Below are 13,535 nucleotides of genomic sequence, written 5' to 3' on the forward strand. Positions count from 1 at the left end.
GAGTTGATCCTGACCGAAGTGGACCGCGACGAAGATGGCGATGCGTTTTTCCCAAGCTGGAATCGGCGCGCTTTCAACGTCAGTGATCGGCGCTTGATCCATTCGGCCGCACTGCCAGACACCGATATCGCTTTTGTCACTTACACCCGTTCTTCCACGCCCACAAACTAAGCAGAGAGATTCATCCATGTCCGGTCACGGTTTTCACGTTCACGGCCCCCACGATCACGCTGTCGAGCACGCCGCCCACGGCGGTGGTCACGGCGGCAGCGATGACAGTTTTGCCAGCCAAGTCGCTGTCATGACCGCCATCTTGGCCACGGTGGGCTCGCTGTTTTCCTACATGGGTGGGGCGACCCAAGCCAACGCCAGCTTGTTCAAGAACAACGCGGCCATCAAGAAGACGGAAGCCTCCAACCAATGGAACTTCTATCAGTCCAAGAGCAGCAAGCAAAACATGGCCGAATTGGCCATGGTGTTGGTGGCCGAGGACAAGAAAGAGCCCTACCACACCGAGGTGGATCGCTACAAGAAGGAAAAGGCCGACATCAAAGTGGCCGCCGAGAAGCTTGAAGCCGAGTCCACCGACTGGGATAAAAAGTCCGACGACCAGTTGCACCTGCATCACCGTTGGGCGCAGGCCACCACCGTGCTTCAGATCGCCATTGCCTTGGCCGCTATCGCCTTGCTGACACGGCGCAAGTGGCTGGAGTGGGGCATGTTCGGCACCGCCGGCATCGGCGTGGTCATCGGCATCGCGGCGATGCTGCACATCTAAAAATCAGCATCAACCGAAAGGCCGCACCCCGATCAAGAGGGGGTGCAGCCAGAAGGCAAACCCCACCCAAGCGATCAAGCCACTGAGGGCTGAAATGGCGTCGCGCCCTGATCGGCCTTCGCGCAGCACGCGATCACGTTGGTCGCGGCGGCGTGCCGCGTAAAACGCCAGCGCCGACCACAACGCAAAGCTGCCAAAGAGCAGCAGATCCGCCCAACGGGCATTGGCCAGCAAGTGCGCCAAGGCCCACAGCAAGGTGCCCAGCAACATCGGGTGGCCGATTTGGGCTTTCAAGCGCGAACCCGGTACGTAGGCGGCGGCCAAGAGCACAAAGGCGGGCAAGGTGAGCAAGGCGGCCAGATGCCGCGTCCAAACCGGGGGATTCCACAGATCACCCGTTTCGCCCCGGACTGAGCTGTAACCCAAGCTGATCAGCACCAACCCCGCCAAGGTCAGGAGGGAAAAGACCCCTTTCCAAGGGTTCTCACCCCAACGAGCGAGCTGTTTGCTGCGCCAGTCTTCGGCCACGATACGCACAGCGTGGGGGCCCAAAAAAAGCACCAGGCCCAAAATCAAGGTTTTCATATCGGATCTCGGTCTCGTACCACTGAAGCGTCAGTATGACGCAAGAAATTCTGAGGACATCTCGCCATGAAGCTCGCCACTTGGAACGTCAACTCCTTGGGAGTGCGTCTACCGCAACTGCTTGATTGGCTCGCCCAAGCCCAACCCGATGCGGTGGTGCTGCAAGAAACCAAGCTCACCGATGACCGTTTCCCGCTTGAGGCGCTGGCCGCTGAGGGCTGGCACGCCGCGTGGTTCGGTCAGAAAACCTACAACGGCGTGGCCCTCATCACCCGTCAACCGATCTTGGACGTGGTGAAAAACATCCCCGGGCTGGAGGACGATCAAGCCCGCGTCATCGCCGGCACGCTGCAAAACCCAAGCGGCCCCCTACGGGTGATCGGGGTGTACATCCCCAACGGCCAAGCGCCGGACAGCGACAAGTTTGTCTATAAAAAGCGCTGGCTTGCCGCCTTGATCGCTTGGCTGCACACCGAGCTGGCCGCGCACCCACGTTTGGTGCTGATGGGCGACTTCAACATCGCCCCTGAAGACCGCGATGTCTTCGATCCTGTGGCTTGGGCCGGGCAGATCCATTGCACGCCTCAAGAACGCCAAGCGTTCCAAGACCTGCTGGGTCTGGGGCTGGTGGATGCGTTCCGGCTCTTTGAGCAAGCGCCGCGCAGCTGGAGCTGGTGGGATTACCGCAACTTGGCATTTCGCAAAAACCAAGGCCTGCGCATCGACCACATCTTGGTCAGCACCGCCCTGCGCGCGGGTGTCAGCAGTTGCGTGATCGACAAAGCACCGCGTCGCAATGAGCGCCCCAGCGACCACGCCCCAGTGATCGTGACCCTTGAGCCCTAACCCGCGCGCCTTGATGCAAATCAGGGTAATTACTTAGTTTTTCACATACCCTGTAGGGTGTACTGACTTTTGATGCCCTTTCCATGTCCGCCACGAACTATCCCGAACTGACCCAACAGATCAACCGCCAGCTGAGCAGCCTGCGGCAGTCGCAAAAGCCCACGATGCAAGGCTTCTCCGCCATGGCACAAGGGGCGATGGCCGCAGGAGTGTTGTCGGAGAAACACAAAGAATTGATGGCCCTGGCCATCGGTGTGAGCCAACGCTGCGCCGGTTGCATCGGTTTTCACATCAAGGCCCTCAAACGCCTTGAGGCCACCCGCGCCGAGCTCGATGAAACCTTGGGCGTGGCCGTTTACATGGGGGGTGGCCCTTCGCTGATGTATGCCGCTGAGGCCCTTCAAGCGTGGGATCAGTTCGAAGCAAGCTGATTGAGCTCCTCTACACTGCAAGGCATACCGTTGGAGTCATCGACATGAACAGCCTTACTGCCTTGCGGCGCTTCATCCCCGGGCCCTTTGTACCCTTGGTGCCCGTCCTCTTGCTGCTTGCACAAGCGGCCAGCGCCAATCAGTCCCTCGCGAGCCCGGGCTACAGCATGACGGTCGGCCCCGGCTTCAACCGTTCCAACCTCGGCTCGGCCGTGTTCAACCCGGCCAACGCCGAGCGCCTGATCGACACCAACAGCACCGTGCGCTTCGGTTTGATGGACTTGGGCTTGCGCGCTGAAATGGGTGCGCTCGACAACTTTCAGCAAGAAGTCGATGCCATGAAGCTCAAGGTCGATACGGCCCGCAGCAGCAACACGGCCAGTGACGCCCAAGCTGCGGTCAATGAGATCAACCAGCGCTTTCTGCCCTTGCTGGAGCGCGGCGCGCACATCAACGTGCAAGGCTATGGTTCGGTGCTCTCGCCCATCGTTATCCGCAGCAAAACGTGGATGCCCGGGGTCTGGACCTTCAACATGAGCGCGCAGATGCAAGGCGGTGGGGCTTTGCGCACCTCAGACGCAGCCGTGCTGGTCAAGTTCGCCAGCTCGGACCCGGCCATCAACAACTTGCGCCTCACCGTGCCCACCGCCCAATTGGCCACGCAGTTGACCAACCTGCAAAACGCCACCACCCCAGCGACCCAAAGCAGCGCCATCCAGGCCATTCAAGGGATGCTGAGCCCGGCGGATCAAGCCACCGCCCAGACCCTGATCACCAAGTTCAACTCGGCCACGCCGCCGACGGCCATCACCAGTTACGCCGTCACCACCGCCTCCGGTTTTGACATCAAGGCCGCCGTGGTGCAACAAATCAGCTTGGGTTATGCGACCCGCATTTCGCAGATCACCCCAGCAGGCTACAAAGACCTGATCCCCGCCGCGCTGGCTTCGCAGCTCGATGTGGGCCTGCGCTTGAGCAGCTACAACGCCCAGCTCTACCGCCAGCTTGCAGCCGTGGTGGACGCCGATGGCAATGCCACCACGATCAACGGCAATGGCAACGACCCGGCGCTGCGCAGTCAGGCCAGTGCCATCGGCCTGGATGCCGGTTTGGCTTGGCACCACGACAACTACCAGTTGGGGGCCACGCTCTATAACCTCAACAGCCCTTCGCTGCGCTACCCCGATCTACGCAGCGACCCCAGTGCCGCCAACCGTCTCGCCGCCCAAACCTTGGCGGGCTTGGGCAAAGTCAAGCTGGATGACTCGGTATCCCTCAAGCCTCACGTGGTGGTGGAAGGGGCCGTGCGTAGCAGCAACCAGCGCTGGCTGCTCCAAGGCAGCATGGCCTTGAATGAGACCACCGACTTTGTGGGCGAGCCCCATCAGATCGTCACCTTGGGGGCCAGCTACAACGCCGAACGTTACAACGTGCCCTATGTCGGTGCGATCCTGAGCCACATCGTGCCCAGCCTGCGCGTGGGCTATCGCCAAGACTTGGTCGGCACCAAGCTCACCAGCTACGGCTTAGGCATGAGCTGGGGCGTCTTCAACCTCGACGCCCAAGTCAGCAGCGCGACCAACAACACCAGCAGCGGCTCCGTGCCCCGCTCGGCCGGGGTGGCGATCTCGATTGCCCAAAAATTCTGAGCTTGGAAAACTTCGTGATGACCCAGAGACTCTTTTTGATCACGGCCCTCATTGCCTTGAGCGGCCTCGGCGCTTGTGCCACTCAAAGTTACACCTTGCGTTCAGGCGGTGCGGCTGAGCCCGATCTAAGTACCAGCCAAGCTTTCTTCTTCTCCGGAATCGGCCAACACCGTGAGGTCGATGCGGTCGAGGTCTGTCATGGGTCCAAGAACATTGCCCATGTCGAATCGGTACAAACCTTTTCCGACATCCTCCTGAGCGCCGTGACGCTGGGGATCTACACCCCCAGAACCGCGCAGGTTTACTGTGTCCACGGAGGATCAAAGTCATGAAGAAACTCCTTGCCTTGCTTGCGCTGGTGGTCATGGTGTCGTTGAGCGGTGGTTGTGCCACGCAGTCATTCCGCACCTCTGAGGACAGCGCCGTGCCACGCCCCCATGCCGACAAGATGCAGTTTTTCTTTCTGAGCGGCATCGGCCAGACCGAAGAAATTGATGCAGCAGCGGTTTGTGGTCAAGCCAGTCAGGTCGCGCGCGTCGAGTCCTCACTGGCTTTCACGGACATCTTGCTCAGCTCACTGACTTCAGTCTTCGTCCCGATCCCCTTCATCAGCCCCTTTACGCCGCGCACCGCGCAGGTGTACTGCGTGCAGCGCACAAGCAAGATGTAAACAAGATGTAAGCGCGATGTGAGGCGACTAGGCCGTTTTCTGTTGGCGTTGATGCTGGTCACACTGGCCGGTTGCGCCAGTCGGCCGGCGGTGCTGGATGGGCCGCCGCTGGGGCTCTCAGCGCAGCAACTTGAGCGGCTGCTGCAAACCCCGGACGCCCAACCCCAGCTGGAACCCATCCGGGCTGGGGGGCCGAACAAGGCTTACGGGCTCAACGGCCGGCTCTACATCCCTTTGGCGGCGGACGCGCCCTTGCGAGAACAAGGCTTGGCCTCTTGGTATGGGCGCGCTTATCACGGCCAACCTACCGCCAGCGGTGAGCGCTACGACATGTTCGCCATGAGCGCAGCGCACCCCACCTTGCCACTGCCCAGCTATGTGCGGGTGCGCAATCCCGCCAATCAACGCTCAGTCGTGGTGCGCGTCAATGACCGGGGGCCGTTTGTGGACGGCAGGATCATCGACTTGTCCTACACCGCAGCGCTGCGTCTGGGCGTGTTGAACGGCGTGCGTGAGGTCGAGATCGAGCGGGTCTTTCCCGAGCCCTCACCGCGTCCACCGTCAGGCCTCACGCCACGATGATCGGCTCGGGCTCCAAACGGATGCCAAAGCGGCCATAGACGCTCACCTGGATGGCGTTGGCCAGCGTGATGATCTCAGCCCCACGCGCCCCGCCCCGGTTCACCAGCACCAAGGCTTGACGGTCATGGACCGCTGCGTGGCCGATGGCTTTGCCCTTCCAGCCGCAGGCGTCGATCAACCAGCCCGCCGCCAGCTTGAAGTGACCGTCGTCCATCGGGTAATGCACCAGATGCGGATCGCGATTGATGATGTCGCGGCACTGCTCGGCCGTGACCACTGGGTTTTTGAAGAAGCTGCCGACGTTGCCGATCAGAGCCGGATCGGGCAGCTTGGCGCGGCGGATCTCGCACACCCACGCGGCAATTTGATCCGGGCTGGGCTCCACCCCGGGGTGTTCTTCGAGCTTGCGCTGCAAGTCCAAATAACCCAGCACCGGCTGCCAAGGCTTGGGCAGTCGCAGCCGCACCCGCGTGATCACGCTCTTGCCCGCCAGCGCTTGCTTGAAGACGCTGTCGCGGTAGCCAAAGCGGCAGTGGCGCGCATCCAACTCCACCGTGCGGCCGGTGATCAGATCGACCGCAATCACCGACTCCAGCCGATCCGCCAGCTCTAAGCCGTAGGCGCCGATGTTTTGTACCGGCGCAGCGCCCACCGTGCCGGGGATCAGGGCGAGGTTTTCCAGGCCCGGCCAACCTTGCTCCAAAGTCCACATCACCAAGTCATGCCAAGGCTCGCCAGCACCAGCTTCGATGATCCAAGCATCCTCGCGCTCTTCGAGCAAGCGCCGGCCCGCAATCTCGATTTTCAGCACACAGGCCGAGAGATCGCGCGCCAACACCACGTTGCTGCCGCCGCCCAAAATAAACTTCGGGGCCCTGCCGTACACCGGGTGATTGACCACGCTGCGCACGCCTCGTTCGGTCTCGATATGGATCAAGGTCTCGGCCATGGCGGGCAGGCCGAGGGTGTTGTGGGGCTGAAGATTGACGCCGGTTTCAATACGCATGGCAGAATTTTCCTTCATACCCGCTTGCTCAGCGGCTTTTACATCGCTTCAACCCAGAAAAGAGACCCCATGCCCAGCTTCGATACCGTGCTCGAACCCAACCTCGTCGAGGTCAAAAACGCCATTGAACAGAGCAACAAAGAGATCGGCACGCGCTTCGATTTCAAGGGCTCGGACGCTCGCATTGAACAAAAAGAAAAAGAGCTGACCTTGTTTGCCGACAGCGACTTCCAGCTCGGCCAAGTCACCGATGTGCTGCTGAACAAAATGAGCAAGCGCGGCGTGGACAGCCGCTTTCTCGACAGCAGCGCCAAGCCCGAAAAGATGAGCCACGACAAGCTCAAGCAAAAGATCATTGTCAAAGCGGGCATTGAAGGCGACTTGGGCAAAAAAATCCAAAAGACCATCAAAGAAAGCAAGATCAAGGTCCAAGCCAGCATCCAAGGCGACACCGTGCGCGTCACCGGCACCAAACGCGACGACCTCCAAGCCGTGATGGCCCTGCTCAAAAAAGAAATCACCGAAGCCCCGCTGAGCTTCAACAACTTTCGGGATTGATCTCACCTTATTGCTTGGGAGCCATACCATGAACTATGCCCAGACCATCTATCAACGCAGCCTCACACTCCCTGAGGCTGCCGCACGTGAGGCCCTGGATTTCATCGAGTTTCTTGCTCGACGCTATGGCTCCCCTCACGCTGCCCCCAGTACCGAGCACTTTCTGGCGGCCATTGCCGGTGGCCTGAGTACCGACTTTCCCGATGACATCCCAGAGTCCTCGCCCACGATGGATGTCCCTCGGGATGCAGTTTGATGATCGAAAACTGGCAGGACTGAGATGACAACCATGCGCAGCCTCATCGCCCTGCTCTGCACCCTCCTCCATGCCCTGCCCGCCTTCAGCCAAAGCCTGAGCTACAGCGGGCGGATGGGCGAGCGGGCGTTGTTGGTGGTGGATGGTCAAACGCGCATGCTGGGCGTGGGTCAAGAAAGCCAAGGCTTGCGGCTGCTGGCCTTGAGCGACGACCGCGCTCAAGTCAGCTTGAACGGTCGCAGCCTGTGGCTCAACCTCGGCAGCCCCACGGCCTTGGGCGGCAGCGGTGACGGCGGCCGAGAATCAAGCAGCGGTGGGCGCATCGTGCTGATGGCCAGCTCGGGCGGACACTTTCAAGTCCCCGGCAGCATCAACAATCAGTCGGTCAACTTTCTGATCGATACCGGGGCCACCTTGGTCACGATGTCAGCCAAGGTGGCCGAGCGCTTGGGCCTCGACTACCGCAAAGGCACACCGCTTGTCACCCAAACCGCCAACGGCACGGCCCCCGCATGGCCCATCAGCCTGAATAGCCTGCGGGTGCGCGACATCGAACTGCACCAAATCGACGCCATCGTGCTCGAACAAGACATGCCCGTCGTCTTGCTCGGCAACAGCTTCCTCAGCCGCTTTGCCATGCAACGCGAAGGCAGCCAGATGGTGCTGATCAAGCGCTGATCAGCGGTCATATCGCGTTGGTCGGCACTTGCCTCAGAATCCCGCCTAACTTTTCAAAACAAGGCTGGATGAGCTGTGATGCGTTTATCGGATGTGATGTTTTCTCAAGGCTTCGGCACGCGCCGGATTTGTGCGGGTCTGATCGAACAAGGCCATGTGGCTGTGGGGGGGCGGGTGATCGAAGACCCGAGCACCGAGTTCGACACCGAAGGGCTGGTGTTGACGGTGGACGACATCGCGTGGCCGTTTTTTGACAAGGCCGTGGTGATGCTCAACAAGCCGGTCGATTACGAGTGCTCGCAAAAACCCAAGCACCACCCCAGCGTGCTGACCTTGTTGCCGCCGCCGCTGCGCAACCGGGGCGTGCAGCCCATCGGTCGGCTGGATCAAGACACCACCGGCATGCTGCTGCTGACCGAAGACGGTGCGCTGATCCATCGCCTCACGCACCCCAAGCGCCATGTGCCCAAGGTCTACCAAGCCCAATGCGCCCGCCCCGTCACACCGGAGCAAATCGCCAAGCTGCTGGCCGGGGTGGTCTTGCTGGACGACCCCAAGCCGGTGGCGGCCATCGCTTGCCAAGCCACGGGCGAATGCTCCCTGTCGCTGACCTTGGGCGAAGGCAAATATCACCAAGTGCGCCGCATGGTTGCAGCGGTCGGCAACCATGTGGAGAGCTTGCATCGCAGCCAAATGGGTAACTTGGCCCTGCCCGCCGATCTGCCCATGGGTCAGTGGCGCTGGGTCGGCCCAGCTGAGCGGGCCTTGCTGGGCGCTTGACCTCAGGAACGGCAATAGCCGTTGCGCCCGGCCGCCTTGGCGCGATACAGGGCTTGGTCGGCGCGGTGCAGGAAGGTCGCCATGGTTTCGCCGGGCTGCAAGATATGGCCGCCCACACTGAGATGCAAATGCACCGGCTGACCCTCAGCATCCAACAAGCTTTCATGGGCCGCCACGGCGCTGCGGATGCGCTCTGCCACTTGCTCAAGCTGCTCGGCATCCACCCATGACAGGATGGCGACGAACTCATCGCCACCCCAGCGAGCGACCTCATCGTGCGGCCGCAGATGGGCTCTGATCAGGGCCGCGATGATCTTCAGGGCTTCATCACCCACCGCATGACTGTGCTGATCGTTGATGCGTTTGAAGTCATCTACATCCAGCCACAGGATGCCCAAACTCTGGCCTTGGCCGAGCAGGGAACGACTGATGGCTGCGGCCATATGTTCACTCATGCCGCGCCGATTCAAGATGCCTGTCATGGGATCGACTTGCACCAAGTGCTCAAGGGCGGCAGTGCGTTCACGCACCTTTTCCTCCAACTCGTGCCGGGATGCCAGCATCACGCCAGCCATGTGGCTGAAGTGGCGCATCACATCGCGCATCTCGCCCGAGCCCTCTCGGACCAGCTCTGGCGGCACAGGTTGACCGGCCAAAACCTGCGCCATGGCGTCATTGAGCCGTGCCAAGGGACGCAACACCAACCGACTTAACGACCAAGCCAACAAACTCATGGCCACCAAAAGTGTCACCAAATAAACCAAGCCCATGGCCCCAAAACGACTGAGCGGCAACATCACCGAAAGATCCATCAACGTGATCTGATACCAGCCAATTTCTGGCAAGGCCACCATGCCGAGCAAGTGAGTACGCTCGCCGAGCTGAACTCGGTGGGTGATGAAGGTTCGCTCACCGACGCGCAGCGTCTCCAAAGCATGTTTCACCGCCGACTGATCAGCGGCCTGGTCCAGCAAGGCGAAGAAGGTTTTGTGTTCAGTCGCCGCTTTGGTGATGGAGGCGTAATCGATCAGCGCACGGTTGGTATGGAGCTGGATGGCCCCTTGATCGTCGATGTAGAGGCTGGTCACCCCTGGCTCATCGCTTTGCACCACATCGTGCAGAAAGTTTTGCAAATTGAGCCCCGTGCCCGTCACGCCCAGCACCTGATCACCCTCGCGCACCAAGACGTTGATCCAGACGTTGGTGCTTTCTTGCGACATGTCTTGCTCGACATTGACTTGGATGTCGCGCTTTTGCCGCAGCAACTCATAAAACCAGCGGCTGTTGGCATGATCAGGATCCAAGGTGTAGCGCCACTCATGGCCGGCAAAGGCGTTGTCGGCGTTGTTCATGTAGTAGTGCCGGTTGCCCGCCAAGGCCAGAAAGTAGCTGTGCTCGTGGAACTTCTGCCGATAGGCTTCCAGCTCACGCAGGCCTTCCCGGTGCAGTCTAGGATCATCGGGCTGACGCGCCCAAGCCACGATCGGTGCGGCATGCGCCAGACTCTTGGCCAGCTCCATTTCGCGCAGGATCGGCTGGAGCATGTGGCTCTTTTGATAGAGCACTTGCCTGAGGGCATAACGCTGAGCCCACTCCTCGATCATGTCCTCCGCCAGCGCACGCGCCACCATGAAAGCCGCACCCGCAGACCCCACGACGATCAACGCGGTCAGCAGCAAAAGGCGAGGTTTGAGCTTCATGCCGTCAAGAAGACCAAAACTGCGCATCTTGCCTGAATCCTCATCCGCACGACCCTGAACGTGACATTTATCAGGGTTCAAGCCTTCACCCTGAAACACGGGTTTGCACTCAGAGGGTGTTTACCTACAATGCGCCGCTCTCATGGCCGCCCAACTTCTTCACCGCCTCACCGCCCCGGAGCGCACCCAGCGTGCCAACCGGCAGCTTGGTGGCGTGCTGGCCTTCGTGGCCGGTGCCATCAACGCCGGGGGTTTTTTGGCGGTGCAGCGCTACACCTCGCACATGACGGGCATGGTCTCGTCGATTGCAGATAACTTTGTCATCGGTGAGTTGGTCTTTGGCATCGCGGGGGTGGCTTGCGTGCTGGCCTTTGTGCTGGGTGCGATGACTTCAGCGGTGCTGGTCAACTGGGGCCGACGCCGACATCTGCGCGGCGAATTTGCTCTGCCCTTGATGATGGAGGCCGCCTTGCTGCTGCTCTTTGGCCTGATGGGGGCCAACTTGCACCTCTACGTCGATCTGTTCGTGCCTTCAACCGTGGCGCTGCTGTGTTTCATCATGGGCCTGCAAAACGCCATGGTGACCAAAATCTCGAAGGCTGAGATCCGCACCACCCACATGACCGGGGTGATCACCGATCTCGGCATTGAACTCGGCCGATTGCTTTACTGGAACCGGCTGGCTGAAGCCGATGAAGCGCACCGCGTGGTGGCCAATCGCGACAAGATCCGCATCCATCTGACCCTCTTGGGGCTGTTTTTCAGCGGCTGCCTGATCGGTGCCATGGCCTTCAAGACCTTGGGTTTCAGCGCCACCCTGCCCTTTGCTCTGCTGCTCACCGGCATGGCCGCGCTGCCCTTGCTCAGCGACCTGCGTGGCAAACTTGGCCATGCTTGAAACACCCTTTGATGGCTTCGAGGGTTTCTACCCCTTTGAGGAAGACACCGACACCGTGACCGAGCCGGTGCTGGAGATCCCCCTCGACACGCCTTTTGTCTACGCCTCCGACGAGGTGGTCTCGCTGCATTTCGACATCATGGCCATCCAAAGCGCCATGCGTCTTGATGCCCCCGATGCGCTGGATCTGGATTACACGCGGGTGATGATGGGCTTCTTGCTCTTGGCCGATATGCCACCAACACGCATCTTGATGATCGGCCTCGGCGGTGGCTCGATGGTGAAGTACAGCTATCGCCACCTGCCGCAAACACACATCACGGTGGTCGAGATCAATCCGCAAGTCATTGCGTTGCGCGACGACTTTCTGATCCCGACGGACGACGAGCGTCTGCGGGTGCTGTGTGGCGACGGTGCGGCTTTTGTGAGCGACGAAGACGAAACCCACGGCTGGGATCTGATCTTGGTCGATGGCTTTACCCGCGAAGGCCAGCCTGATGCCCTGTGTTCGGCCAACTTCTACGCCCACTGCCACGCGGCCCTCGCCCCGGAGGGCCTGTTGGTGGTGAACATGCAAGCCGACGACAGCGCGGTGCTTGAAAGCCGCATCGACGCCACCTTTGACAGCCGCAGCCTCTCGGTGCCTTCTGAGCGCGACACCAACCGCATCCTCTTTGCCAGTCGGGCTCCTCAGTGGCAGCCCAGCCCCGCCCGCATCCAAGCGCGCTGGCAAAAGCTCGACTTGGTGCATCAGACCACGCTGGCCGCCACCCGCACGCGCATGCGCCGGGTGCTCAGGAGGCCACTCATCACAACACCATGATGCTGGCCGGCTCAGACCAGAGCCCAGGGCCGCCGGCGTTGATGGCGCGCACGCGCACCCAAAAGGTTTGGGCAGCGGGCAGGCCACGCAGCAGCATGTGCATGCCACTGGTGGTGGTCAAGGCGTGGTGCCAGTGGGCGGCCACGGTGGGGTCGCCTTGCGCGATCTCGGCTTCGTAGCTGCCGGCACCGATCACGCGGTTGACGTGGATATCCACCTGACCGCCAAAGGCACCGTGCTTGAGCTTCAAGCCCTCCGGGGGCCCCAAGGGCTCGGTGAAGTCAGCCTGACCCCGCTCGCGCCGTAAATCAAACCCGGTCGATTGCAGCTTGGGCTCGTTGTTGGCCGCCACAAATTCCAGGTACTGCACCAGCCTTTGCAACAAGGCCGTCAAGGCATCGCGAGCCCGGTTGCGCTCGGCGATTTTGACCATGTCATGCATCAGGCTAGCGCGATACGCCTCGCGATAGACCGCCAACGCCGCCTCGATCCGCACCAAACTTGGGGCCGGCACCGGCCACGGCTCGGGGAAATTCGGATTGGCCTTCAGCGACGCCACGATCAACCCCGCCTTGGTCTGAAAGTCCGACTCGCTCAGCCGCGCAAAGTGACAAATCAGCTTCGGTTGCATGAAGAACTCCCGTTTGAAAAGGCACCCCATTCTTGGCCCGGCCGTCGCCTGATTGATCTCCCCCCAAAGTTGGGTTGATGGGGGATGCACGGCTGCACTGGGCTGGATGTATGGATGCACGTGGGTGGGTGCATGGATATACCGGGGTACGTTCACGGGCGCACCGTGACCGATGCATGGCGGCATCGGGGTGAATGCATGGGTCCACCACAGCCGGTGTACGGGTGCATCGGGGTCCATGCACGGCTGCATGTAGGTGGGGTGACGGCTGCACCGGGGTGGGTGCATGGGTGCATGGCCATGGTGTTTGCCACTCAGCAACGTTGCCATCCGTGCTGATCTCGCTCGGGCCTGAGCACAATCCGCACGCATGAGCCAGACCTACTTTATTTCCCGCCATCCCGGTGCTGTGGCCTGGGCACGCGCTCAAGGCTTGCGCGTAGACCACTGGGTGACGCACCTCGACGTCAGCCACATCCAGCCCGGCGACACCGTGCTGGTCAAGAAATGGCTGGCTCCTTGATGAATCCACCAGCAATCCTCCCCCTCACCCGCTACCGCATCACGGCCGTGATGCATGACGAGTTGCGCTTGCCGGATTACGCCGGGTCGCTGCTGCGTGGGGTGTTTGGGGCGGCGCTGCGTAAGGCGGCGTGCATGACGG

The 13,535-nt window shown here is 61.0% G+C and carries 20 protein-coding genes; 16 read left to right on the forward strand and 4 right to left on the reverse strand.

Annotated features, from left to right (window positions below):
- Nucleotides 1-3 precede the first annotated feature (3 nt).
- Both AC3VI7_RS09670 and AC3VI7_RS09675 read left to right on the forward strand, forming a co-directional pair.
- Nucleotides 4-171 (forward strand): hypothetical protein, encoded by a 168-nt coding sequence (locus AC3VI7_RS09670; RefSeq protein WP_489671489.1) that lies wholly within the window; start codon nt 4-6, stop codon nt 169-171.
- 16 nt (nt 172-187) lie between these two features.
- Nucleotides 188-778 (forward strand): DUF4337 domain-containing protein, encoded by a 591-nt coding sequence (locus AC3VI7_RS09675; protein WP_489671152.1) that lies wholly within the window; start codon nt 188-190, stop codon nt 776-778.
- Between the two features lie 9 nt (nt 779-787).
- Here the strand turns inward: AC3VI7_RS09675 and AC3VI7_RS09680 are convergent, their stop codons facing one another.
- Nucleotides 788-1,363, reverse strand: a complete 576-nt coding sequence (locus AC3VI7_RS09680) for an NnrU family protein (RefSeq protein ID WP_489669811.1) — start codon at nt 1,361-1,363, stop codon at nt 788-790.
- A gap of 66 nt (nt 1,364-1,429) precedes the next feature.
- On the opposite strand from AC3VI7_RS09680, the gene xth reads away from it, so the two are divergent.
- The 6 genes from xth (at nt 1,430) to AC3VI7_RS09710 (ending at nt 5,541) form a co-directional block, all read left to right on the forward strand.
- Entirely contained in the window at nt 1,430-2,209 is a 780-nt protein-coding gene (xth, locus tag AC3VI7_RS09685; protein WP_489669810.1) for an exodeoxyribonuclease III, read from the forward strand.
- An 83-nt stretch (nt 2,210-2,292) separates the two neighbouring features.
- A complete protein-coding gene (locus tag AC3VI7_RS09690; RefSeq protein WP_489669809.1) occupies nt 2,293-2,640 on the forward strand; it encodes a carboxymuconolactone decarboxylase family protein in 348 nt (115 codons plus the stop codon).
- Nucleotides 2,641-2,684: 44 nt separating this feature from the next.
- Nucleotides 2,685-4,289, forward strand: coding sequence for a conjugal transfer protein TraF (traF, locus tag AC3VI7_RS09695; protein WP_489669808.1), 1,605 nt, complete (start codon nt 2,685-2,687; stop codon nt 4,287-4,289).
- A gap of 17 nt (nt 4,290-4,306) precedes the next feature.
- Nucleotides 4,307-4,621 (forward strand): Bor family protein, encoded by a 315-nt coding sequence (locus AC3VI7_RS09700; RefSeq protein WP_489669807.1) that lies wholly within the window; start codon nt 4,307-4,309, stop codon nt 4,619-4,621.
- A complete protein-coding gene (locus AC3VI7_RS09705; RefSeq protein WP_489669806.1) occupies nt 4,618-4,959 on the forward strand; it encodes a Bor/Iss family lipoprotein in 342 nt (113 codons plus the stop codon). The genes AC3VI7_RS09700 and AC3VI7_RS09705 overlap by 4 nt, the downstream gene beginning before the upstream one ends.
- Before the next feature lie 51 nt (nt 4,960-5,010).
- Nucleotides 5,011-5,541: a septal ring lytic transglycosylase RlpA family protein gene (locus AC3VI7_RS09710; RefSeq protein ID WP_489669805.1), complete on the forward strand. Its 531-nt coding sequence runs from the start codon at nt 5,011-5,013 to the stop codon at nt 5,539-5,541.
- Here the strand turns inward: AC3VI7_RS09710 and murB are convergent.
- A complete protein-coding gene (murB, locus tag AC3VI7_RS09715; protein WP_489669804.1) occupies nt 5,528-6,547 on the reverse strand; it encodes a UDP-N-acetylmuramate dehydrogenase in 1,020 nt (339 codons plus the stop codon). The two genes, AC3VI7_RS09710 and murB, sit on opposite strands and share 14 nt — an antisense overlap.
- Nucleotides 6,548-6,616: 69 nt before the next feature.
- On the opposite strand from murB, the gene AC3VI7_RS09720 reads away from it, so the two are divergent.
- The 4 genes from AC3VI7_RS09720 (at nt 6,617) to AC3VI7_RS09735 (ending at nt 8,819) form a co-directional block, all read left to right on the forward strand.
- Nucleotides 6,617-7,105: a YajQ family cyclic di-GMP-binding protein gene (locus tag AC3VI7_RS09720; protein WP_369415901.1), complete on the forward strand. Its 489-nt coding sequence runs from the start codon at nt 6,617-6,619 to the stop codon at nt 7,103-7,105.
- 28 nt (nt 7,106-7,133) lie between these two features.
- Nucleotides 7,134-7,361, forward strand: coding sequence for a DUF2281 domain-containing protein (locus AC3VI7_RS09725; RefSeq protein ID WP_489669803.1), 228 nt, complete (start codon nt 7,134-7,136; stop codon nt 7,359-7,361).
- Between the two features lie 24 nt (nt 7,362-7,385).
- On the forward strand, nt 7,386-8,039 hold the full coding sequence (locus AC3VI7_RS09730) for a retropepsin-like aspartic protease family protein (RefSeq protein WP_489671487.1): 654 nt from the start codon (nt 7,386-7,388) through the stop codon (nt 8,037-8,039).
- A 78-nt stretch (nt 8,040-8,117) separates the two neighbouring features.
- Nucleotides 8,118-8,819, forward strand: coding sequence for a pseudouridine synthase (locus tag AC3VI7_RS09735; protein ID WP_489669801.1), 702 nt, complete (start codon nt 8,118-8,120; stop codon nt 8,817-8,819).
- Nucleotides 8,820-8,821: 2 nt separating this feature from the next.
- On the opposite strand, the gene AC3VI7_RS09740 is transcribed toward AC3VI7_RS09735, so the two are convergent.
- Nucleotides 8,822-10,546 (reverse strand): GGDEF domain-containing protein, encoded by a 1,725-nt coding sequence (locus AC3VI7_RS09740; RefSeq protein WP_489671488.1) that lies wholly within the window; start codon nt 10,544-10,546, stop codon nt 8,822-8,824.
- A gap of 115 nt (nt 10,547-10,661) precedes the next feature.
- Here AC3VI7_RS09740 and AC3VI7_RS09745 point away from each other — a divergent pair, with 115 nt between their 5' ends.
- Entirely contained in the window at nt 10,662-11,417 is a 756-nt protein-coding gene (locus AC3VI7_RS09745; RefSeq protein ID WP_489669799.1) for a YoaK family protein, read from the forward strand.
- Complete coding sequence (locus AC3VI7_RS09750; RefSeq protein WP_489671151.1) at nt 11,410-12,240, forward strand: fused MFS/spermidine synthase; 831 nt, start codon at nt 11,410-11,412, stop codon at nt 12,238-12,240. Before AC3VI7_RS09745 ends, AC3VI7_RS09750 begins: the two co-directional genes overlap by 8 nt.
- Here the strand turns inward: AC3VI7_RS09750 and AC3VI7_RS09755 are convergent.
- Complete coding sequence (locus AC3VI7_RS09755; protein ID WP_489671150.1) at nt 12,227-12,871, reverse strand: fibronectin type III domain-containing protein; 645 nt, start codon at nt 12,869-12,871, stop codon at nt 12,227-12,229. The two genes, AC3VI7_RS09750 and AC3VI7_RS09755, sit on opposite strands and share 14 nt — an antisense overlap.
- A 370-nt stretch (nt 12,872-13,241) precedes the next feature.
- Here AC3VI7_RS09755 and csx16 point away from each other — a divergent pair, with 370 nt between their 5' ends.
- Entirely contained in the window at nt 13,242-13,394 is a 153-nt protein-coding gene (gene csx16 / locus AC3VI7_RS09760) for a CRISPR-associated protein Csx16 (RefSeq protein ID WP_489671149.1), read from the forward strand.
- Nucleotides 13,394-13,535, forward strand: a 142-nt coding sequence (locus tag AC3VI7_RS09765) for a hypothetical protein (protein WP_489671490.1), incomplete at its 3' end; no start/stop codon positions are given. The genes csx16 and AC3VI7_RS09765, both read left to right, overlap by 1 nt.

It is taken from the genome of Leptothrix toolikensis (SeqCode) (assembly GCF_057922285.1).